Raw genomic sequence first — 20,205 nt, 5'->3', positions numbered from 1 at the left:
TGAGGTTGCCGGCCAGCGGCCGGCACTACCCGCGGTGATGCTGCCGCGTCACCGCTGCGGGGTGATCACCTGCGTCGGCAGTCGTGCCGGGGGTTCCGGGTTCGGCACCCAGATCGCCACGCCGGCGGCGCGCTTCTGCGTGGTCGGAATACCGATGCCGACGCCACCGCCGACATGCGAGCCGAACGTGCCGGCACCCACCGACATGCCCACCGGTGAGCCGCTGCTGCCCACGCCCATCAGCACCACGCCATTGGCGCCCAGCGCTGCGGCCTCGCGCTTCAGGCGCGCCACCGCTGCATCGGTCTGGCCCTGCGTGCCGAAGCCCACGGCAGACGCCGATTCCAGCTGGGCGATTTCCTGGGAGCCGGCCGGCGGCGTCGAATAGATCTGCACCAGTGCCGGATCGATCGGCGCGCGGGCGCGCCCCAGCATGACCTTGGAGGTGCTGGCACAGCCAGCGGCGACCAGCAGGATGGCCGCCAACGCGGCCCAACGGATGTTCATGGCACGACCCCTGTAGGACTGGTTGCGATCATCGGCGGGCCACTCTGAATCGGCGCCAACACCCGGCCCAGAGCAGGCACGGCGGCACGCTAGCACGGTGCCGGTGACAGCCCCGCCAACGGCAGTAGGCGGCGACGGCGGGAACGACTATGGTGCACAGACAGGAACCAACTGCGGGAGAGTGGAATGGGCGTGATCAGTCTGTTGTGGGGCGTACTGGCGCTGTTGTGGATGATCCTGGCGCTGATTCCGCTGCTGGGCTGGGGCAACTGGTTCCTGATCCCGTTCGCCGCCGTGGGCGCGGTGATCGCCGCGCTGGGCATCCTGTTCACCCACCCGACCAAGCGCGGCCGGGCCTGGGCCGGGCTGGTGCTGAACGGCATCGTGGTGGTGGTCGGCATCCTGCGCCTGGGCCTGGGGGGCGGCGTGATCTGAGCCGCATCGCCGGGTGCGACAGGGCGTCGCAGGTACACGGCCGCGGGCCGGGCAGGGGCGTACAATGAACGGCTGCGCGAGCCCCCCGCGTGCCTGTGAATCCGCGCCCGGCGCGGCTGCCCCATGATCATCCGACCCCGTCCCCACGGCTGGCAACTGCTGTACATCCTGCGCGGCTCGATCGTAAAAGCGATCGCGCCGAAGGTGCTGGCCATCCTGATCCTGTCCATCGCGGTGGCCGCGGTGGTGGAGCTGGCGCCGCCGACCGGCATCGAGCGCGTTTCCGTCACGCCGTTCACCCTGCTCGGCCTGGTCCTGTCGATCTTCCTCAGTTTCCGCAACAGCGCCTGCTACGACCGCTGGTGGGAAGGCCGCAAGCTGTGGGGCCAGCTGGTCTACGAATCGCGTTCGCTGGCCCGCCAGGTGAACCTGCTGCTGGCCGATGACGCCGGCCGCCGCCGCCGCATCGCCTACCTCACTACGGCTTTTGCCCATGCGCTGGCCGCGCGCCTGCGCGGGCGCATCGTGGCCCTGGCGGCGTTGCCGTGGCTGGACAAGCCGCAGCGCGAGCAGCTGGGCCAGCGCGAGAACGTGCCCGACGCATTGCTGTCGATGATCGCTGCCGAGCTGGCCAACGCCCTGCGCGCCGGTGAACTCGATCCGATCCTCTACACCCAGCTGGAAGAGCGCCTGCACGCGATGTCGTCGATCCAGGCCGGCTGCGAGCGCATCCTCACCACGCCGCTGCCGTTCGCCTACACCCTGCTGCTGCATCGCTGCGCATGGATGTTCTGCGTGCTGCTGCCGTTCGGCCTGGCCAGCTCGCTGGGCTGGGGCACGCCGGTGCTGTCGGCGGTGCTGGCCTACGCCTTCTTCGGCCTGGACCAGCTGGGCGAAGAAATGGAAGACCCGTTCGGCCTGGAGCCGAACGACCTGCCGCTGGACGCGCTGGTGCGCACGATCGAGATCGACCAGCTCGACGCGCTCGGCGAACGCCCGTTGCCCGAACCCCTGCTGCCGCAGGGCTACCTGTTGCAATAGCCACTCCTCGGAGCCTGCCATGTCCCACCCGCTTTACCGCCCGCGCCGCATGCGCCACGACGAGTTCTCGCGCCGCCTGATGCGCGAGAACACGCTGACCACCGACGACCTGATCTACCCGGTGTTCGTGCACGAACGTGCGGGCCGCACCGCAGTGCCGTCGATGCCGGGCGTGGAGCGGCTGTCGATCGAAGAGCTGCTGAAGGTGGCCGAAGAAGCGCTGGAACTGGGCATTCCAGTGATCGACCTGTTCCCGGTGATCGACCCGTCGCTGAAGTCGCTGGACGCGTCGGCGGCGTGGGCCGAGGACGGCCTGGCGCAGCGTGCGATCCGCGCGCTGAAGTCGCGCTTCCCGGAACTGGGAGTGATGACCGACGTGGCGCTGGACCCGTACACCACCCACGGCCAGGACGGCATCATCGACGACAAGGGATACGTGCTCAACGACATCACTGTTGAAGCGCTGGTCAAGCAGTCGCTGTCGCATGCCGAGGCCGGTGTGGACATCGTCTCGCCGTCGGACATGATGGACGGCCGCATCGGCGCGATCCGCCGTGCGCTGGATGCCGACAACCACATCAACGTGCGCATCATGGCCTACTCGGCCAAGTACGCCTCGGCGTTCTACGGCCCGTTCCGTGATGCGGTGGGCAGCGCGGCCAGCCTTGGCAAGGCCGACAAGAAGACCTACCAGATGGACCCGGCCAACGGCGACGAGGCCCTGCGCGAGATCGCGCTGGACCTGGAAGAGGGCGCCGACATGGTGATGGTCAAGCCGGGCATGCCGTACCTGGACCTGGTGCGCCGGGTGAAGGAGACATTCGGTGTGCCGACCTTCGCCTATCAGGTGAGTGGCGAGTACGCGATGATGAAGGCCGCCTTCGCCAACGGCTGGCTGGACGAACGCGCCTGCGTGCTGGAGTCGCTGCTGGGTTTCAAGCGGGCCGGCGCCGATGGTGTGCTGACCTATTTCGCGCCGCAGGTGGCGCGATGGCTGCGCGAGCGCTGACAATAGCGCCACGATAGACGGAGGACTGCGCGATGGGACCCGAACTGGGATGGGTGCAATGGCTGATCTGGGGCACCGGTACGCTGGTGTTCGGCGCCATCATCGTCGCTGTCTTCATCGCCGCCTGGCGGGCCGGCAAGCGCCCGCCGGAACAGCTCTCCGCTGCCCGCCACGTGGCCCGTGAGCAGGCGCTGCCGGAGACCGTGCAGGCCGAGCTGGCCGCGTTGAACCAGCGCAAGGACAACGGCCAGCTGAGCGAGATGGAGTACGAGCAGTTGCGCGCCAAGGTGTTGTCGCGCTGACAGGGCGTTTCATCCACGCATGGCGTGGATCTACTGGTAGTCGCCAACCTTGGTTGGCGCTTTCACGTATGCCAACCAAGGTTGGCATCTACCAAACGGCCATCCACGCATGGCGTGGATCTACCGCGCGCACCCGGCCACCGCCGCCACCTTCGGCACCGCCAACCGGTACACGTCCACGCCGCCGGCACGTGGTGCCTTCGCTGCACTGCTGGCCACCATCATCTCGCCCGGTTTGGCGTTGTCGATCACCGGCGCACCGGTCCAGCCGCCGGCCTGGTTGAACGACAGCCCCAGCGGCTGCAGCGCTACACCGCTCCACGCACAGCCGCTGCTCCAGACCTGCGCGGTACTGCCGTTGCCGCGGCTGAACACCACGGCGCCGTCCTGGCCCAGCCAGTCGCCGTCGGTCTCGTCGTCGACGCTGTTCAACGCGCTCAGTGCGCTGGCCTGGCCGCGCAGGCCCTGCGCATCCAGCGTCGCCACGAACAGGTCCCAGCCGGCGCCACGGCCCTGCTGGCGGGCAAACAACAGCTGCTTGCCGTCCGCGCTCAGGGCCGGCCCGCGCTCTTCCCGGCGCCCACCGTCACCGGCCAGCGGCTGCGCCGGGCCCAGCCGGCCGTCGGCGGCCAACGCGGCGCGGTACAGCGCCAGCGCGCCCTCGCGGCCGGCCGCGAACAGCAGCCAGCGGCCGTCACGGCTGAAGTAGGGATCGCGGGCTTCACCGGCCACGCCTACCGGCAGTACCTGTGCCTGCTGCCAGCGACCGTCCACCACGCGCGCCTCCCACAGGCCCCAGCCGGCCTCGCCGCGGCGGGCGAAGACGATGCGCTGGCCATCGGCGCTGATCGTGGCGCGACCCTCGTCGGCGCGGGTCGAGACCACGCCCATGCCTTCGATGCCGTACTCGTTCAACGCCATCGCCACGGGGGCAGAGAGTAGACTGGCGGCGAGCACCAGCAGGGGCGGGGTGATGCGCATCATCCGGTTCCGTGCACGAAAGAGCATCAGTCTAGCCAGCTTGAGGATTCCATGACCGACCGTTACGCCGTCTTCGGACACCCCGTTGCCCACTCGAAGTCGCCGCAGATCCACGCGACGTTCGGTCGCCAGGAAGGCATCGCCATCGACTACCGCGCGATCGACCTGGCCCCGGATGCGTTCCTGGCCGGACTGGAGGCCTTCGCCGCCGAGGGCGGTGTCGGCGCCAACGTCACCCTGCCGCACAAGGAAGCCGCGTTCTCGCTGTGCACCACGCTGACCGCGCGCGCGCGCCGCGCCGGCTCGGTCAACACACTGCTGCGCAAGGGCGACCGCTGGCACGGCGACACCACCGATGGCATCGGCCTGGTGCGCGACCTGACCGACCGCCACGGCCTGGACCTGCGCGGCCGCCGCGTGCTGATGATCGGCGCCGGTGGCTCGGCGCGCAGCGTCGCCCCGGCGCTGCTCGATGCCGGCATCACCGAACTGGTGGTGGTCAACCGCACGCCGGAGCGCGCCGACGAACTGATCGACGCGATGGGCGAGCCCGGCCGTGCGATCAGCCGCTACTGGGAAGACCTGCGCGACCTCGGCGACTTCGAACTGATCGTCAATGCCACCTCGGCTGGCCGCGACCGCGACGTCGAGTTCAAGCTGCCGCTGTCGCTGGTCAATTCGATGACCACTGCCGTCGACCTGAACTACGGCGAGGCGGCCATCGCCTTCCTGGCCTGGGCCCGTGCGGCGCAGTGCCGCAATACCGTCGACGGCCTGGGCATGCTGGTCGAGCAGGCCGCCGAGAGCTTCCTGCAGTGGCACGGCGTGCGCCCGCAGACCGGCGAGGTCTACCAGTCGCTGCGCCAGGGCTCGGCCGTGCTGGCCGGCGAGGACTGACCGATGGACAGCACAACCCTGATGGTGACCGTGCTGAGCATGGTCGGCGTGCGCCTGCCGGTGCTGATCGCGCTGTGCGTGGGCCTGGTCTGGGTGGTCGGTGCGCCGCGCGATGCCACCCGCACCGGCGCGCTGGTCGGCCTGCTGCTGTTGCTGCTGTCCAGCCTGGGTGGCCTGGCGGCGGGCATGCTGCCGATGTGGCTGGTCAGCAGCGGCAACTTCAGCGCCATCTCGGGCATGAGCGCCATCTTCGGCGTGGTGCACTTCGCGCTGGCGATGGTCGAGGCCATCGGCGTGGTGCTGCTGGTGTGGGCGCTGGTGCGCCTGCTGCGTAGCCGTCCCGCCCCGGTCGCCTGAGCGCTGGCGCCGGGCCACGCCCGGCGTGTTTCGCCCTTGTGCGGCGCGGGCTTCGGACCGTGCGCGCCGGCGGGCGTCGTCGCTGGCTCGTTCAGGGTGCCAGCAACAGTGAACGCGGCCGGCCATGCGACAATGACCGGCCTGATCCAGCTACGGTAGTTCCCGGCGTGACCGAAACCGTCGCCGCTCCGCGCACGCTCGATGACACCTTGAAGGACGCGATCCGCAAGGCGTACACGACGCTGCAGGCCAATACCCCCGGCTTCTCCACCCGTCGCTCGCAGAGCCAGATGATCGGCGTGGTGTCGCGCGCGCTGTCGAAAAGCGGTGGCGTTGGCGTGGTCGAGGCGCCGACCGGCGTCGGCAAGAGCCTGGGCTACCTCACCGCAGGCGTGCCGATCGCGCTGGCCACCAAGAAGAAGCTGGTGATCAGCACCGGCACCGTGGCGCTGCAGTCGCAGCTGGTCGAGCGCGATATCCCGAATTTCCTGAAGGCCACCGGCCTGGAAGCGACCGTGGCGCTGGCCAAGGGACGCACCCGCTACCTGTGCACGCGCAATGCCGCCGAGGCGCAGGGCGAGGGCTCGCAGGGCGGCATGTTCGAGGATGACGCGCCACTGTTCGACCGGCCGCTGGCGCCGATCGAGATGGACATCGCCAAACGCCTGACCGACGCCTTCACCAGCGGCAGCTGGGATGGCGATATCGACAATGCGCCGGAGACCATCAGTCCCGGCCTGCGCAGCCGCATCACCACGCCGGCCTCGGGTTGTGCCGGGCGACGCTGCGCCTATTCGGCGCAGTGCGCGGTGCTGCGCTCGCGCAATACGGTGCGCGACGCACAGATCGTGGTCACCAACCACGCGCTGCTGCTGTCGGCGCTGTCGATCGGTGACAGCGACAACGGGCAGCCGTTGATCGCGCCGCCCTCGGACATGCTGCTGGTGCTGGACGAAGGCCATCACATCGGCAACGTGGCGATCGACCAGGGCGCGGCCAGCCTCGCGCTGGACGAGATGGCCAAGCGCACCGGCCGCCTGCAGATCCTGATCGCCGGTGCGTACCGCGCGGTCGACAAGGACCGGCTGGGCAACCTGCTGCCCAACGAAGCGATCGAAGTCGCCAGCAACGTGGGCAAGCAGCTGCGCGCGTTCCGTGATCACATCGAGCGGGTGTGGATGCCGGCGCCGGCGGACGAAGAGCCGATGTGGCGCGCGGCCAATGGACGCTTGCCCGAGGCCTGGCGCGAGCCGATCGAGGCACTGGCCGACGATACCCGCAGCCTCTACAACTGGGCCCATGCGGCCACCACGCAGGTGGCCAAGGGCAAGCCGGACGATGCCGCGCGCGAGCGCCTGCAGCGCAACCTGGGCATGGCGCTGGAGATGATCGAGCAGCAGTACAACCTGTGGCAGGCGTGGCGCCGCGAAGACAAGGACGGCGCGCCGCCGATGGCGCGCTGGGTGACTGCCACCCGCGATGGCGACCTGGTGCTGCACGGTTCGCCGGTGTCGGCCGCGCACGTGCTGCGCAAGCTGCTGTGGGATGAAGTGGACTCGGTGGTGATGACCTCGGCGACGCTGACCGGCGGTGGCGACTTCCAGTCGCTGGCGATCGACAACGGCATTCCGGAAGAGGCCGAGATGGTCTCGCTGTCGTCGCCGTTCGACCTGCCCAACCAGGCCGAACTGATCGTGCCGAAGTTCCCGGTCACGCCGGACGACCGCGAAGGCCACCCGCGCGAAGTGGCGCGCTACCTGGACACCGAACTGGACTGGGCCAAGGGCTCGATGGTGCTGTTCACCTCGCGCTGGAAGATGGAGAAGGTGGCCGGGCTGATGCCGGCCGCGCGCCGCAAGCAGGTGCTGGTGCAGGGCGAGATGTCCAAGACCCGGCTGATCGAGGAACACCTGAGGCGTGTCGAGGCAGGCGAGGGCTCGGTGCTGTTCGGCCTGAACTCGTTCGGCGAGGGCCTCGACCTGCCCGGCGAGGCCTGCACCACGGTGGTGATCACCCAGGTGCCGTTCGCCGTGCCGACCGACCCACAGACCGCCACCCTCAGCGAGTGGTTCGAGGGACGCGGGCTCAACGCGTTCAACCTGATCGCCATTCCGCATGCGCTGCGCACGCTGACCCAGTTCGCCGGCCGCCTGATCCGCACCTCCACCGACACCGGCCGCGTGGTCATTCTTGATTCGCGGCTGCTGACCCGCCGCTACGGCAAGCGCATCATCGACGCGCTGCCGCCGTTCAAGCGCGTGATCGGCTGAAAAAAGGGGACGGAGGGGATTAAGTCGTTTGAGGCACAAACGACTTAATCCCCTCCGTCCCCTTTTCCCAGGTGCCGGCCAGCGGCCGGCACTACCGGATCGGCATCAATCGCCGAGCAGGGCGGTGTTGCGTACGGCGCCCTTGTCGGCGCTGGTGGCCAGCAGGGCGTAGGCCTTCAACGCGCTGGTAACCTTGCGCGGGCGTGGCGCGCGCGGTTTCCAGCCACGTGCATCGGCGTCGGCGCGGCGCTGGGCCAGCGTGGCCTCATCCAGCAGCAGGTCGATGCGGCGGGCCGGGATGTCGATGCGGATGCGGTCGCCGTTCTCCACCAGACCGATGACACCGCCGCTGGCGGCTTCCGGCGAGACGTGGCCGATCGACAGGCCCGAGGTGCCGCCGGAGAAGCGGCCATCGGTCAGCAGCGCGCACTGCTTGCCCAGTCCTTTCGATTTCAGGTAGCTGGTGGGGTACAGCATCTCCTGCATGCCCGGGCCGCCCTTCGGCCCTTCGTAGCGGATCACCACTACCTCACCCGGTTGCACCTCGTCGGCGAGGATGCCGGCGACGGCCGCGTCCTGGCTTTCATAGACACGCGCGGGGCCTTCGAACACGTGGATCGATTCGTCCACGCCGGCGGTTTTCACCACGCAGCCATCCACGGCCAGATTGCCACGCAGCACGGCGAGGCCGCCTTCCAGTGAGTACGCATGCTGCAGCGAGCGGATGCAGCCCTCGGCGCGGTCCATGTCCAGGGTCGGCCAGCGCGTGGCCTGGCTGAAGGCTTCCTGGGTGGGGATGCCGGCCGGGCCGGCCTTGAAGAAGGCATGCAGGGTGTCGTTGTCACTGCGCACCACGTCCCAGCATTCCAGCGCGTCGGCCAGGCTGGCGCTGTGCACGGTCGGCACCGTGGTATCGAGCAGGCCGGCGCGGTCCAGCTCACCGAGGATGCCGAACACGCCGCCGGCGCGGTGCACGTCCTCGATGTGGTACTTCGGCGTGTTCGGCGCCACCTTGCACAGTTGCGGCACGCGCCGCGACAGCGCGTCGATGTGGGTCAGGTCGAAGTCGACCTCCGCCTCCTGTGCTGCGGCCAGCAGATGCAGGATGGTATTGGTGGAGCCGCCCATGGCGATGTCCAGGGTCATCGCATTGGCGAACGCGGCCTGGGTGGCGATGCCGCGCGGCAGTGCGCTGGGGTCTTCGCCGCCATACCAGCGATGGCAGAGTTCGACGATCAGGCGGCCGGCGCGGCGGAACAGCGCCTCACGGTCGGCGTGGGTAGCCAGCGTGGTGCCGTTGCCGGGCAGCGACAGGCCCAGCGCCTCGGTCAGGCAGTTCATCGAGTTGGCGGTGAACATGCCTGAGCAGGAACCGCAGGTGGGGCAGGCGCTGCGCTCGAACGCGGCGACTTTCTCGTCGGAGGCGCTGTCATCGGCGGCCACCACCATCGCATCGACCAGGTCCAGCTTGTGCTCGGACAGCCTGGTCTTGCCCGCTTCCATCGGCCCGCCGGAGACGAACACCACCGGGATGTTCAGGCGCAGCGCGGCCATCAGCATGCCGGGGGTGATCTTGTCGCAGTTGCTGATGCACACCAGCGCGTCGGCGCAGTGCGCGTTGACCATGTACTCCACGGCGTCGGCGATGATCTCGCGGCTGGGCAGCGAATACAGCATGCCGTCGTGGCCCATCGCGATGCCGTCGTCCACGGCGATGGTGTTGAATTCCTTGGCGACGCCGCCGACCTGTTCGATCTCGCGCGCGACCAGCTGGCCGAGATCCTTCAGGTGCACGTGGCCGGGCACGAACTGGGTGAAGGAGTTGGCGATGGCGATGATCGGCTTGTGGAAGTCGCCGTCCTTCATGCCGGTGGCGCGCCACAGGGCGCGGGCGCCGGCCATGTTGCGACCGGCGGTGGAGGTGCGGGAACGGTATTCGGGCATGGCGGGCGGAACGGGCGGGCCGTACGACGTGGGGGTCAGCCGATCATGGCCAATTTTTTCGGTTGCTGCTGCAACCACCTTCACCGCTTGCAGCGGCTTGGCGGTCCGCGCATTTCCCCTTATCCCCGCGCCTTCGGCGCGCCCCCCTTGAACAACAAGGGGGCTTCTTGCCGGAGACTTGGCTGCGCGCGCCGGGCATGACCGGGCGCCGCGGGATGTGTGCCAACCAAGGTTGGCACCTACCAGAGCGGTGCGTCGCCTGGGGTCGGATCCCATCGCGGCGCGATGGGCTCTGACCCCAATGCCGACGAAAATGAAAGTCCGTTCATCTTTCGCACTTTGCCGATTCCGGTTGCTGGCCCGGATTTGGCATCATTGGGGCATTGATCCGTCGACAGGGCATGAGGCCATGAAACGTTCCCGCACCACCGCGCTGCTGCTGATGAGCGCCGCGCCGCTGCTGTTCACCGCCTGCCAGAAGGAGCCGGAGGTGAAGGTGCAGGAAGGCCTGTATACCTCGGTGGAGGCCTGCACCGAGGCCACCGGCGATCCGTCGTCGTGCCGCAATGCGTTCGCTGAAGCGCAGAAGCAGGCCGCCGATGCGGCGCCGAAGTACGCCAGCAAGGAAGCCTGCGAGAAGGACTACAAGCCGGAGCAGTGCGTGCAGCAGCACACCTCGGCCGGTACCTCGTTCATCGGCCCGATGATGATGGGCTTCTTCATGTCGCAGATGCTGAGCAACCGCGGCGGCCTCGCCCCGCAGGCGCCGGCGTCGGCACCGGCCTACCAGGACAAGAATGCGGGTTGGGCGCGCCCGGCACCGGGCGGCACCGGTGGCCTGAACACCGCCAGCGGCATCGGTGCTGGCAAGGCCGGCCTGGCCCCGGTCACCAGCGAGCCGAACCGTGCGGTCACTGCCAGCCGTGGTGGCTTCGGCAACACCAGCGCACGCCGCAGCACCAGCGGCAGCTACGGCGGCTGATCGACCCATGCAGCGCATCCGGATTGCCGAGCGTGCCCAGTGGCGGGCGCGCGCGGAAGAGGCGGGTTTCCGCTTCCACACCATCGACGGCCAGCCGTACTGGGATGAACGCGCGTATTACGCCTTCACCCTGCGCCAGATCGAACAGGACATCGAAGACCCCAGCGCCGAGCTGCACCAGATGGCGCTGGATCTGGTCGGTGATGTCATCGGCAGCGAACGCTTGATGGACCAGCTGGCGATTCCGTCGCACTACCGCGACTGGATCGCCGACAGCTGGCGCCAGCGCCAGCCGCACCTCTATGGCCGCCTGGACCTGGCCTACGACGGTACCGGCCCGGCCAAGCTGTACGAATTGAACTACGACACGCCGACCTCGCTGTTCGAAGCCAGCTTCTTCCAGTGGCAGTGGCTGGAAGACCAGCGCAATGCCGGCCGCCTGCCGCAGCATGCCGACCAGTTCAACGCGATCCACGAAGCGCTGGTCGAGCGTTTCGGCGACCTCGCCACGCAGCTGCCGCCGCCGCTGTACTTCAGCGCGGTCGGCACTTCGGAGGAAGACCGTGGCACGGTCGAGTACCTGCGTGACTGCGCATCCCAGGCCGGCCTGTTCGGGCAGGCCATCGCCATCGAGGACATTGGCCTGTCCGAGGACGGCCGCTTCACCGCGCTGGACGACTCGGTGATCGGCACGCTGTTCAAGCTGTATCCGCTGGAAGACCTGATGGCCGAGGAATTCGGCCGCGCGCTGCCCGGCTCGGGCGTGCAGCTGCTGGAACCGGCCTGGAAGGCGGTGCTGAGCAACAAGGGCATCCTGCCGCTGCTGTGGCAGCGCAACGTGGGCCATCCGAACCTGCTGGAGGCGCATTTCGATGACGGCAGCGCGCTGGCGTCGGGCTGGGTGCGCAAACCGCTGTTCTCGCGCGAAGGGGCCAACATCGAGATGCACCTGGCCGATGGCAGCACCCAGCGCAGTGACGGTCCCTACGACGGCCCGGCGATCATCCAGCGTGCGCATCCGCTCACCCGCTTCGAAGGCGGCTATCCGCTGATCGGCAGTTGGGTGATCGGTGACCATGCCTGCGGCATCGGCATCCGCGAGGATGACAGCGCGATCACCCGCGACAGTGCGCGCTTCATGCCGCACGCGATCGTCGACGAGGCGCCGACGCGGATCTACGTCTGATGACGGTGCGGCGCAATCGCGACCTGCGGCCTGCGCCGCTGCCGGGCCGGCATCTGGATGACGGCCACGCCCTGTGGCGCTATTCGGACCGCATCGCGGTGCGCTGCCACCGCTGCGATACGCCCGGCTGGGTGGTGCGGACGCCGGAATCGCGACGTTTCCGCTGCCTGGGCTGCAGCGCAGCCCTCGACAGTGGATGCGGCTGCGGTTGCTGTGCCGCGGGCGACTGGGTCGGGCCCGTGTGCTACAGCGGCTATCGTCCCTGCGGATACTGCGGGCACAAATGGGTCCGCGCCGAGCTGCACCGTGCGCGTGCAGTGTCGCCGTTGCGGACGCTGGCGGCGGACTGCAGTCAGTGCGGACGCAGCAGCGAGGTGGAGGTCACGTTGTCGCGATGGCGTGGCAATGAGGCGATCGATCCGCATTTTGGCTTGCCGCTGCGGCTGGTCGAAAAGACTGCGGCCGGCGTGCTGTGGGCCTACAACGAAGCCCATCTGCAGGCACTGCACGACTACGCTGCCGCGCCTCTGCGCGAGCGCGCGGGCGTTACCAACGGTTCGATGTTCTCGCGCCTGCCGCAGTGGATGAAGCTGGGCCGCAACCGGGTGCTGCTGCAGCGTGCGGTGGAGCGGTTGCAACGTCGGTTGCTTCAGGGGTAGTCCCGGCCGCTGGCCGGCAACCGTTGTTGGTGGATGCCGACCCTGGCCGGCGCTGTGGATTTCGTGCCAACCAAAGTTGGCACCTACCAGGGCGATGCGGCGGTTGTTGCAGGGGGTAGTGCCGGCCGCTGGCCGGCAACCGGTTTTGGTAGATGCCGACCCTGGTCGGCGCTGTGGATTTCGTGCCAACCAAGGTTGGCACCTACCAGGGCGATGCATCGGTTGTTGCAGGGGTAGTGCCGGCCGCTGGCCGGCAACCGGTTTTGGTAGATGTCGAACTTGGTCGGCGCTGTGGATTTCGTGCCAACCAAGGTTGGCACCTGCCAGGGCGATGCATCGGTTGTTGCAGGGGTAGTGCCGGCCGCTGGCCGGCAACCGGTTTTGGTAGATGCCGACCTCGGTCGGCGCTGTGGGTTCGTGCCAACCAAGGTTGGCACCTACCAAGGCGATGCGGCGGTTGTTGCAGGGGGTAGCGCCGGCCGCTGGCCGGTAACCGGTTTTGGTAGATGCCGACCTTGGTCGGCGCTGTGGATTTCGTGCCAACCAAGGTTGGCACCTACCAGGGCGATGCATCGGTTGTTGCAGGGGGTAGTGCCGGCCGCTGGCCGGCAACCGGTTTTGGTAGATGCCGACCTTGGTCGGCGCTGTGGGTTTCGGGCCAACCAAGGTTGGCACCTACCAGGGCGATGCGGCGGTTGTTGCAGGGGGTAGTGCCGGCCGCTGGCCGGCAACCGGTTTTGGTAGATGCCGACCCTGGTCGGCGCTGTGGGTTCGTGCCAACCAAGGTTGGCGCCTACCAGAGCGATCGCGGGTATCAGAGCAGCCCTTCGCGCTTCACCGCCAGATAGCGTTCCACCAGCGCGCCGGGCAGGGCATCGGCGGTCACGTCCAGCACCATCACCTTTTCGCTGCGCAGGGCCTCATGCGCCTTCGCGCGTTGCTGCAGGTACAGCGCGGCGGCACCGGCCTGGGTGGCGTCTTCCAGTGTCTGCACCTCGCCCTCCAGTGCGCCGTCCAGCTCGCGTTCGCGCAGGCTGGCCACGCACACCAGGTGGCGCCGCTGCAGCAGGCGCACTGCCGCCAGCAGGTCTTCGATGTCCTCATCACGCACGTTGCTGACCAGCATCACCAGCGCACGCCGGCGCTGGCGCAGCGACACCTCGGTGGCGGCGGCCAGGTAATCGGTGGCCACCGCGCGTGGCTGCAGGTCGTAGCTGGCGCGCAGCAGGTGCTCGACCGTACCCATGCCGCGCTGCGGCGCCACCCAGCGGCGTTCGCCCCCGGCAGCGTACAGGCCGGCAGCGTCGCCCTGGCGCAGCGCCAGGTAAGCCACCACCAGCGAGGCGTTCAAGGCATGGTCGAAGTGCGAGAGCCCGCCTTCGCTGGCCAGCATGCGCCGGCCACTGTCCAGCATCAGCAGCAGCTGCTGGTTCTTCTCGTCCTGGTATTCGCGCGAGATCAGCTTGCGCGCACGCGCGGTGGCCTTCCAGTCGAGCTGGCGCAGGCTGTCGCCGATGCGGTACTCGCGCATCTGGTGGAAATCGGTGCCTTCGCCACGGCGGCGCTTCACGTGCGCACCGACCAGCCGCGAGGCCTGGTCGGCACTGAACAATGCGAAGCGGGTGAGCGGCACGAAGTTCGGATAGACCCGCACCTCCAGCGCCGGCGGCAGCGTGCGTTGCTGCCACCACAGGCGCCACGGCGAACGCATGCGCAGGTGCACCCCCTCGAAGCGGAAGTGCCCACGCTGCAGCGGCTGCAGGTGGTAGTGCAGGGTGGACGCCGTACCGGCCTGCAGGCGCACGCGCTGCGGCAGCGCTTCCAGCGGCCAGCCGCCGGGCACCAGGTCGAACACCTGCACCGTCATCGATTGCTCGGCCTGCAGGCGCAGCGCCGCCTCGCGGCGCACGCCCAGCGCCAGCGCTTCGGGCAGCTCGCGCTGTACCTGCGGCGACGGGCGCCGCGACTGCCGCCACAGATCCCACAAGGCGGGCAGCGCGATGACGACGGCTGCCAGCGCCCAGCTCCAACGCGGCAGCCACCCGCCCAGCACCAGGCCGCCCAGGGCAGCCCAGGCCAGCAGCAGCGCCAGCAGCAGCGGGGCCGGTCTCATCGGCGCGGTGCTTCCACCTTGGCCAGCAGCGCGCCCAGCACGTCGTCGGCGTCCTGGCCTTCGATCTGCAGCTCCGGGGCCAGTGCAATGCGGTGGCGCAGCGCCGGGCGCGCAATGTCGCGCACGTCGTCCGGCGTGACGAAGTCACGGCCGGCCAGCACCGCCTGCGCGCGCGAGGCACGCACCAGCGCGATGCTGCCGCGGGGGCCAGCGCCGACCGCGATGCCCGGCCACTGCCTCGTGGCCGCCACAATCCGCACCGCGTAGTCGATCACTTCGTCATCGACGGTGATCGCCGCGGTCGCGCGCTGCAGTTCCAGCAGCTCGCCGGCCCCCAATACACGCGGCACCTGGCTCAGGTCGAAATCGCTGGCGGCACGGCCACTGGTGATCGCGGTCACCATGCGCTTCTCGTCCTCCAGCTGCGGGTAGTCGATCAGCACCTTCAGCAGGAAGCGGTCCAGCTGTGCTTCCGGCAACGGGTAGGTGCCTTCCTGTTCCAGCGGGTTCTGCGTGGCCAGCGCCATGAACGGCGGCGCCAGGGTGAAGGCCTTGCCTTCGATGGTCACCTGGCCTTCCTGCATCACTTCCAGCAGGGCCGACTGGGTCTTGGCCGGGGCACGGTTGATCTCGTCGGCCAGCAGCAGGTTGGTGAACACCGGGCCGCGACGGATCTTGAAGCTCTCGCTCTTCGGGTCGTACACCGCGTGGCCACTGACGTCGCTGGGCATCAGGTCGGGGGTGAACTGCACGCGCCCGTAGTCCAGCTCCAGGGCCTGTGCCAGTGCACGCACCAGCAGGGTCTTGCCCAGACCGGGCACGCCTTCGATCAGCACGTGGCCACCGGCCAGCAGCGCCACCAGGATCTGGTCCAGTACATCGGCCTGGCCGATGAAGGCGTGTCCAACGGCGGTGCGGATGGCATCGACGCGTTCGATCAGGCGGGCGTTGGCGGCCGCCGGCAGCTCGGGGACTTCGGTCATAGCAGGGATCTCATCTGGAGCAGCAAGCGGATGCGCTCGCGCAGGGCGGAGGAATCGTGCGGTGGCGGGGGCGTGAGCGCGCTGGCAACACGGCCTTGCGGCCATTTCAGCAGCTCGGCGATGGCCTGATCGCGCGGCGCACCGTCCAGTGCAGCGGCTACCGGTGCGCGCAGGCGCAGGCGATGCAGGAACAGGGCGAACACGGCGTCGTACAGGCGCGTGCCGTGGCCGAAGCGCAGCAGCAGCTCGCCACTGGCACGCACGTGCTCCAGCAGCGAGCGGCGTTCCAGCACCGGCGACGGCAGCAGGCTGCCGAAGCGCTGCGAGCGGGCCCACAACCAGCCCAGCAGGGCCAGCAGCAGCGGCGCCCACAGCGGCCAGCCCTGGTAGAACAGGCGCGCCCACAGTGACGGCGGGCGGCTGGCATAGACCAGCCAGAACGCTCCCTTGCCGTAATTCGGGTCGAGCAGGTAACGGGTCAGGTCGCGGTGCGAGAGATCGTGCAGGCCATCACTGGCCTTGCCTGCGGCCGACGCCAGGCGTGCCGCAGGCGAATCCACCTCGCCGCGCATGAATTCCATGTCGGCCAGCACGCTCACCTTGCCCTGGCCATGGTGCAGGCGTGCGAACACCAGGCTGTGCTCGTTGCCCCAGCGCCGTTCGGCCCGCGCATTGGCGGCAAAGCCCAGCGTGAAGCGACGGCCGCCGCAGAACTCGACGTGGCTGGGATCATCGATGACGTGGAATGGCTGGCAGTCGCTCTGCTGATACAGGCTGTCCACGCCCAGCTGGTCCAGCAGGGGCCCCTGCGTGCTGCTGGCGTCGTCCTCGGCGGGCGGCGGCGTACGCACCAGCAGATGGCCACCACCATCAACCCAGGCCAGCAGGGCCCTGGCCGCCGGCGCCGGCAGTTCGCTGCTGTCCTGCAGCAGCACTACCGTATCGTGCGGGCCCAGCGCCATCTGCTTCAGGTCCAGCCGCGGCCGCGAGTGCACCGCGATGCCATCGGCACGCAGGGCCTGGCCCAGCACGTACAGCGGGTTGTAGCCAGCTTCGCCCTGCGGCGGCAGCTGCACGGTCTCGGTCACGCGTTCGTGCGTGCGCAGGTAAAGGATCGTCAGCGGCACGCCGAACAGCACCAGCGCGCCCAGCAGCAGCGACCAGAACAGGCGCGGACTCATGCCAGCCACCTGTACTGCCGGCGCAGGGTATCGGCCAATGCATCGAAATCGGCGCGGCTGGGCAGGCGGCCACCGTAGGCGGCGTACTGCCACATGCGCACGATGCGCGCGAACAGGTCACGGTCGGTGGCATCGGGCATGCGCCGCGACGCGCGCAGGCATTGCGCTTCGGTAGCACCGGGCGGAAGCGCGATGCCGCTGCGCTCGCCCACCGTGCGCACGCTGGCGCGGTACAGCAGGGCCAGCGCCTGCCGCGGCCGCCCCTGGTCCCACAGCAGGCCGGCCTGGGTGGCCACGTCCGGCGGCAGCACGACCGGCAGTTCCACCGGTTCTTCCACTACCTGCGGTGTGGCCTCGGCCTTGCGCCGGCCACTGCCGCGCAGCCACGGCAGCCACAGCCGTGCGGTCAGCAGCAGCACCAGCAGCAGGACGCCCAGCAGGCCCCACAGGCCCCACTCGGCCAGGCGTGCCAGCCAGGCGATGCCGTCCTTGCGCGCTTTGCGTTCACCCTTGCTGTTGGTGTCACGCTGCAGCTGCTTGTCTTCCTTCTTTTTTTCCTCGGCCTGCTCGATCGGCTTCCAGCGCGTGACCTGGCGGGTCGGGCGCTGCAGCGGATCTTCATAGGCGCGGTTCACCGCCTGGCGGAAGCCGGCGGTGTCCACTGGCGCTGCACCGAAGATCATGGCCGGTGCGTTGGCCGGATCGTTCGCCGCAGTGGCCGGTTCCTCCGCGCTGTCCTCGTCCTCTCCGGCATCGTCTGCCTGTTCTGCGGCCGTCTGCGCGTCCTGCGCATGCACTGGCGCGGAGGCCAGCGGCAGGGCAAGGCACAGCAGCAGCGCCAGCGTCGATGCCGCCGGCAGCAGCCGCTCGCGCAGGCGGCGCAGGGCGATCTCCACGTCCCACGCTTCCATCTGCGTGCGCCGGTTCAAGTACAGGCCGAAGCCGGCGCCGACGTAGAACGGACCGATCAGCACCGAGGCCAGCCAGCACGCCAGGTTGAAGCCGGCCCGCGCCCAGGCGGGTGTGTCCTGGCCGATCATGTCCCACGCGGCACGCCATGATTCGGACATCAGCTCCAGCGGCATGAACATGAACACCGCGCCGATCGCACCGGACACCAGCACCGCTTCAAACGCCATGCAGGCCACGGTCAGCACGGCGGCGGCACCCGCCGCACCAGCGGCCACAGCGCGGCGGCGTGCACCGCGCTGGGCCGGCGCATTGCCCTCCAGCAGGTTCACCGGCAGGCACAGGCTGCGCAGCACGCTGAAACGGCGCCAGCCCAGGTAGCCCCAGAAACCTGCATTGCCCCAGCTGCGTTGCGCGCGCAGGGCCGCCAGCGTACCGACCGGCTCGCCGAAGATGCCACGCGACAGCACGTACAGCGGCGCCCGTTCGAACAGCGGCTTGCACCACCACATTGCCAGCCACGCCCAGCCGAATGCATCCAGCCACCAGCCCAGCGCGTTGAAGACCACGAACAGCGGCGCACTGGCCAGCAGCCAGCTGCCCCATACCGCGCGTGCGTGGCGGCGCGACAGGGCACTGCCCAGCTCCATTGCTTCCCAGCCGCTGCGCGCGCGCAGCACCACGTCCAGGTGGTCAATGCGCATGGCCGCCTCCGCGTCCGCCGCGCCACAGCCACAGCAGCACGCCGGCCCACAGCATGCCGGCCACGCTGAACTTGCCCCACGCCGGCACGTCGGCAATCGACGACCAGAAGGCTTCGATGAACGCGGCCACCAGCAGCATGAACGCCACGCCCAGGCACAGGCGCGCACCGATGCGGCCGCCCTCGACCAGTGCATCCAGGCGGCTGCGCCGGCCGGGTGCCAGCAGTTTCATGCCCAGCTGCAGGCCGGCACCGCCGGCGATCACGATCGCGGTCAGCTCGAAGGCACCATGGCCTGCGACGAAGCGCCAGAACGGATCACCATGGCCGATGTGCTGCAGGTGGCCCGCCACCGAACCGATGATCACGCCGTTGAACAGCAGCACCAGCAGCGTGCCCAGGCCGGCCAGCAGGCCGCTGGCGAAGGTACGCAGGGCGATGCTGATGTTGTTGAGGATGTAGTGGCCGAACATCATCCAGTCGGTGCCGCTGTCGCGTCCCAGGCGCTCGGCGGCCGGATCGTACATGCGCTCCATCTCGGCGATCTGGCGGTTGTCCATCACCATGTGGATCAGGTCCGGATAGACCTGCACCAGCACGAAGCAGGCCAGCGCCGGCAGCGCGAACATCGCCAGCGCCACCCACATGCTGCGCGCCTGGCTGCGCACCAGCAACGGGAAGTCGGCCACCAGGAATTCCAGCGCACCGCGCCAGCGCGTCGGCGGCGTGCGGTACAGCACGCTGTGGCCCTGCTGCATCAACTGCTGCAGGCGCTGCACCAGCTGCGGGCTGTAGCCGCGCTCGCGGGCCAGCGCCAGCTGCTGGCACAGGCGCCGGTAGCGCTGCGGGAAGGCGGTATCGTCCAGCGCGAGCGCGCTGGCCTTGCGCCGCGTGCGGCGCGAAGCACCGGCGCGCAGCAGCAGCCAGTGTTCCAGGTCCTGCCATTCCTGCTGGTAGCGGGCGACGAACTGTTCCTGCTTCATCGCCGCCCCAGCAGCCAGTTGGCCATGGCATACAGGCGCAGCACGCCGACCTGGCCGTGGGTGCCGGTCAGTGGCTCGGCAATGCCGGCCAGTTCCTGCTGGCGTGCCGCCGACAGCCGCGGCGCGCGCTCGGCGAAGGCCATCAGCGCCGCCTGTTCTTCCGGTCGCAGCGGCTGCGGCGGGGCCAGCACGCTGTCGATGGTGGGCGGAGGCGGCAGGTACAGCACCGGTGCATGCACCACCACGGTACCGGCCACCAGGTCGCCGAGGCGGCGGCCGTGGGAATCGAACAGGCTGCTGATCAGGCCCAGTGCATAGCCGAACGGCAGCATGTCCACGGTGCGCAGCAGGTTGCGGGTGATGGCGGCCATCCAGCCCACCGGCGCGCCATCGCGCGCGAGCACGTGCAGGCCCAGTGCGCGCTTGCCCAGGGTGCGGCCCCACCGCGCTTCGCAGACGATCGGGTAGGCCCAATAGACCAGGAACATCAGCACCAGGCCGAGCCCGGAGCCGAACGAATCCAGCAGTGCCAGCGGAATCGACATCAGCACCAGCACCGCGATGCGCACGCCCAGATCGATCAGCCAGGCCATCGCCCGGGGCACCGGGCCGGCCGCCGGCAACTGCAGCGGCACACCCTCCGGCGTCACCACCTCGCGGTAGGTATCGAGCATCGGTGCGGCCATCAGTGCGATGGCCTTCGTTGTGGGCGGCGGAGTCCTCTCCGGCAGGCAGCCACAGGCATGGGGGTCTCGACAGGTCC

At 69.1% G+C, this 20,205-nt stretch carries 19 protein-coding genes; 10 read left to right on the top strand and 9 right to left on the bottom strand.

Annotated elements, in window-relative coordinates:
• Window positions 1–48: 48 nt before the first annotated feature.
• Window positions 49–507: a hypothetical protein gene (locus tag ACT6SE_RS20160; RefSeq protein ID WP_005420187.1), complete on the bottom strand. Its 459-nt coding sequence runs from the start codon at window positions 505–507 to the stop codon at window positions 49–51.
• 186 nt (window positions 508–693) lie between these two features.
• On the opposite strand from ACT6SE_RS20160, the gene ACT6SE_RS20155 reads away from it, so the two are divergent.
• The 4 genes from ACT6SE_RS20155 (at window position 694) to ACT6SE_RS20140 (ending at window position 3,294) form a co-directional block, all read left to right on the top strand.
• The gene (locus tag ACT6SE_RS20155) at window positions 694–942 is read left to right on the top strand and encodes a hypothetical protein (RefSeq protein WP_005420185.1); all 249 of its coding nucleotides are present in this window, start codon (window positions 694–696) and stop codon (window positions 940–942) included.
• Window positions 943–1,065: 123 nt separating this feature from the next.
• Entirely contained in the window at window positions 1,066–1,983 is a 918-nt protein-coding gene (locus tag ACT6SE_RS20150; RefSeq protein ID WP_046433087.1) for a bestrophin family protein, read from the top strand.
• A gap of 19 nt (window positions 1,984–2,002) precedes the next feature.
• Window positions 2,003–2,992 (top strand): porphobilinogen synthase, encoded by a 990-nt coding sequence (gene hemB / locus ACT6SE_RS20145; RefSeq protein WP_014648793.1) that lies wholly within the window; start codon window positions 2,003–2,005, stop codon window positions 2,990–2,992.
• Between the two features lie 32 nt (window positions 2,993–3,024).
• Complete coding sequence (locus ACT6SE_RS20140) at window positions 3,025–3,294, top strand: hypothetical protein (RefSeq protein ID WP_014648792.1); 270 nt, start codon at window positions 3,025–3,027, stop codon at window positions 3,292–3,294.
• A 120-nt stretch (window positions 3,295–3,414) separates the two neighbouring features.
• Here the strand turns inward: ACT6SE_RS20140 and ACT6SE_RS20135 are convergent, their stop codons facing one another.
• Window positions 3,415–4,278, bottom strand: coding sequence for a TolB family protein (locus ACT6SE_RS20135; protein WP_046433084.1), 864 nt, complete (start codon window positions 4,276–4,278; stop codon window positions 3,415–3,417).
• Window positions 4,279–4,326: 48 nt separating this feature from the next.
• Here ACT6SE_RS20135 and aroE point away from each other — a divergent pair, with 48 nt between their 5' ends.
• The 3 genes from aroE to dinG all read left to right on the top strand — a co-directional run bounded on the left by aroE (window position 4,327) and on the right by dinG (window position 7,799).
• On the top strand, window positions 4,327–5,172 hold the full coding sequence (aroE, locus tag ACT6SE_RS20130; protein ID WP_046433083.1) for a shikimate dehydrogenase: 846 nt from the start codon (window positions 4,327–4,329) through the stop codon (window positions 5,170–5,172).
• Between the two features lie 3 nt (window positions 5,173–5,175).
• Window positions 5,176–5,529 (top strand): hypothetical protein, encoded by a 354-nt coding sequence (locus ACT6SE_RS20125; protein ID WP_014648789.1) that lies wholly within the window; start codon window positions 5,176–5,178, stop codon window positions 5,527–5,529.
• 167 nt (window positions 5,530–5,696) lie between these two features.
• The gene (gene dinG, locus ACT6SE_RS20120) at window positions 5,697–7,799 is read left to right on the top strand and encodes an ATP-dependent DNA helicase DinG (RefSeq protein WP_046433081.1); all 2,103 of its coding nucleotides are present in this window, start codon (window positions 5,697–5,699) and stop codon (window positions 7,797–7,799) included.
• Between the two features lie 105 nt (window positions 7,800–7,904).
• Here the strand turns inward: dinG and ilvD are convergent, their stop codons facing one another.
• A complete protein-coding gene (ilvD, locus tag ACT6SE_RS20115; protein ID WP_046433079.1) occupies window positions 7,905–9,743 on the bottom strand; it encodes a dihydroxy-acid dehydratase in 1,839 nt (612 codons plus the stop codon).
• A 409-nt stretch (window positions 9,744–10,152) separates the two neighbouring features.
• Here ilvD and ACT6SE_RS20110 point away from each other — a divergent pair, with 409 nt between their 5' ends.
• Genes ACT6SE_RS20110 through ACT6SE_RS20100 form a run of 3 tightly spaced genes read left to right on the top strand, consistent with a single transcriptional unit; the run spans window position 10,153 to window position 12,570 of the window.
• Window positions 10,153–10,725, top strand: coding sequence for a DUF1190 domain-containing protein (locus tag ACT6SE_RS20110; protein WP_005420172.1), 573 nt, complete (start codon window positions 10,153–10,155; stop codon window positions 10,723–10,725).
• Between the two features lie 7 nt (window positions 10,726–10,732).
• The gene (locus ACT6SE_RS20105; protein WP_046433077.1) at window positions 10,733–11,911 is read left to right on the top strand and encodes a glutathionylspermidine synthase family protein; all 1,179 of its coding nucleotides are present in this window, start codon (window positions 10,733–10,735) and stop codon (window positions 11,909–11,911) included.
• A complete protein-coding gene (locus ACT6SE_RS20100; protein ID WP_014648784.1) occupies window positions 11,911–12,570 on the top strand; it encodes a hypothetical protein in 660 nt (219 codons plus the stop codon). Before ACT6SE_RS20105 ends, ACT6SE_RS20100 begins: the two co-directional genes overlap by 1 nt.
• A gap of 814 nt (window positions 12,571–13,384) precedes the next feature.
• On the opposite strand, the gene ACT6SE_RS20095 is transcribed toward ACT6SE_RS20100, so the two are convergent.
• The 6 genes from ACT6SE_RS20095 to ACT6SE_RS20070 are packed head-to-tail and all read right to left on the bottom strand — an operon-like array spanning window position 13,385 to window position 20,128.
• On the bottom strand, window positions 13,385–14,683 hold the full coding sequence (locus ACT6SE_RS20095) for a DUF58 domain-containing protein (RefSeq protein ID WP_014648783.1): 1,299 nt from the start codon (window positions 14,681–14,683) through the stop codon (window positions 13,385–13,387).
• Window positions 14,680–15,666: an AAA family ATPase gene (locus ACT6SE_RS20090; RefSeq protein WP_014648782.1), complete on the bottom strand. Its 987-nt coding sequence runs from the start codon at window positions 15,664–15,666 to the stop codon at window positions 14,680–14,682. The genes ACT6SE_RS20095 and ACT6SE_RS20090 overlap by 4 nt, the downstream gene beginning before the upstream one ends.
• Complete coding sequence (locus ACT6SE_RS20085) at window positions 15,663–16,847, bottom strand: DUF4350 domain-containing protein (RefSeq protein WP_049420430.1); 1,185 nt, start codon at window positions 16,845–16,847, stop codon at window positions 15,663–15,665. Before ACT6SE_RS20085 ends, ACT6SE_RS20090 begins: the two co-directional genes overlap by 4 nt.
• Window positions 16,844–18,460: a DUF4129 domain-containing protein gene (locus tag ACT6SE_RS20080; RefSeq protein ID WP_046433073.1), complete on the bottom strand. Its 1,617-nt coding sequence runs from the start codon at window positions 18,458–18,460 to the stop codon at window positions 16,844–16,846. The genes ACT6SE_RS20085 and ACT6SE_RS20080 overlap by 4 nt, the downstream gene beginning before the upstream one ends.
• Window positions 18,450–19,442, bottom strand: coding sequence for a stage II sporulation protein M (locus ACT6SE_RS20075; RefSeq protein ID WP_014648779.1), 993 nt, complete (start codon window positions 19,440–19,442; stop codon window positions 18,450–18,452). Before ACT6SE_RS20075 ends, ACT6SE_RS20080 begins: the two co-directional genes overlap by 11 nt.
• Window positions 19,439–20,128, bottom strand: a complete 690-nt coding sequence (locus ACT6SE_RS20070) for an RDD family protein (RefSeq protein ID WP_014648778.1) — start codon at window positions 20,126–20,128, stop codon at window positions 19,439–19,441. Before ACT6SE_RS20070 ends, ACT6SE_RS20075 begins: the two co-directional genes overlap by 4 nt.
• Window positions 20,129–20,205 lie beyond the last annotated feature (77 nt).

The sequence above is a fragment of the Stenotrophomonas sp. LC732 genome (assembly GCF_052446685.1).
GTDB classification, from domain to species: Bacteria; Pseudomonadota; Gammaproteobacteria; order Xanthomonadales; family Xanthomonadaceae; genus Stenotrophomonas; species Stenotrophomonas muris.
Note: the sequence above shows the minus strand (reverse complement) of the source record. Positions and strands in the feature narration are given on the sequence as shown.

What these genes read in the sequence shown, in the direction of transcription:
- ACT6SE_RS20160 (WP_005420187.1), bottom strand. Translation starts at nt 507, where the DNA reads ATGAACATCCGTTGGGCCGCGTTGGCGGCCATCCTGCTGGTCGCCGCT.
- ACT6SE_RS20155 (WP_005420185.1), top strand. Translation starts at nt 694, where the DNA reads ATGGGCGTGATCAGTCTGTTGTGGGGCGTACTGGCGCTGTTGTGGATG.
- ACT6SE_RS20150 (WP_046433087.1), top strand. Translation starts at nt 1,066, where the DNA reads ATGATCATCCGACCCCGTCCCCACGGCTGGCAACTGCTGTACATCCTG.
- hemB (WP_014648793.1), top strand. Translation starts at nt 2,003, where the DNA reads ATGTCCCACCCGCTTTACCGCCCGCGCCGCATGCGCCACGACGAGTTC.
- ACT6SE_RS20140 (WP_014648792.1), top strand. Translation starts at nt 3,025, where the DNA reads ATGGGACCCGAACTGGGATGGGTGCAATGGCTGATCTGGGGCACCGGT.
- ACT6SE_RS20135 (WP_046433084.1), bottom strand. Translation starts at nt 4,278, where the DNA reads ATGATGCGCATCACCCCGCCCCTGCTGGTGCTCGCCGCCAGTCTACTC.
- aroE (WP_046433083.1), top strand. Translation starts at nt 4,327, where the DNA reads ATGACCGACCGTTACGCCGTCTTCGGACACCCCGTTGCCCACTCGAAG.
- ACT6SE_RS20125 (WP_014648789.1), top strand. Translation starts at nt 5,176, where the DNA reads ATGGACAGCACAACCCTGATGGTGACCGTGCTGAGCATGGTCGGCGTG.
- ilvD (WP_046433079.1), bottom strand. Translation starts at nt 9,743, where the DNA reads ATGCCCGAATACCGTTCCCGCACCTCCACCGCCGGTCGCAACATGGCC.
- ACT6SE_RS20110 (WP_005420172.1), top strand. Translation starts at nt 10,153, where the DNA reads ATGAAACGTTCCCGCACCACCGCGCTGCTGCTGATGAGCGCCGCGCCG.
- ACT6SE_RS20105 (WP_046433077.1), top strand. Translation starts at nt 10,733, where the DNA reads ATGCAGCGCATCCGGATTGCCGAGCGTGCCCAGTGGCGGGCGCGCGCG.
- ACT6SE_RS20100 (WP_014648784.1), top strand. Translation starts at nt 11,911, where the DNA reads ATGACGGTGCGGCGCAATCGCGACCTGCGGCCTGCGCCGCTGCCGGGC.
- ACT6SE_RS20095 (WP_014648783.1), bottom strand. Translation starts at nt 14,683, where the DNA reads ATGAGACCGGCCCCGCTGCTGCTGGCGCTGCTGCTGGCCTGGGCTGCC.
- ACT6SE_RS20090 (WP_014648782.1), bottom strand. Translation starts at nt 15,666, where the DNA reads ATGACCGAAGTCCCCGAGCTGCCGGCGGCCGCCAACGCCCGCCTGATC.
- ACT6SE_RS20085 (WP_049420430.1), bottom strand. Translation starts at nt 16,847, where the DNA reads ATGAGTCCGCGCCTGTTCTGGTCGCTGCTGCTGGGCGCGCTGGTGCTG.
- ACT6SE_RS20080 (WP_046433073.1), bottom strand. Translation starts at nt 18,460, where the DNA reads ATGCGCATTGACCACCTGGACGTGGTGCTGCGCGCGCGCAGCGGCTGG.
- ACT6SE_RS20075 (WP_014648779.1), bottom strand. Translation starts at nt 19,442, where the DNA reads ATGAAGCAGGAACAGTTCGTCGCCCGCTACCAGCAGGAATGGCAGGAC.
- ACT6SE_RS20070 (WP_014648778.1), bottom strand. Translation starts at nt 20,128, where the DNA reads ATGGCCGCACCGATGCTCGATACCTACCGCGAGGTGGTGACGCCGGAG.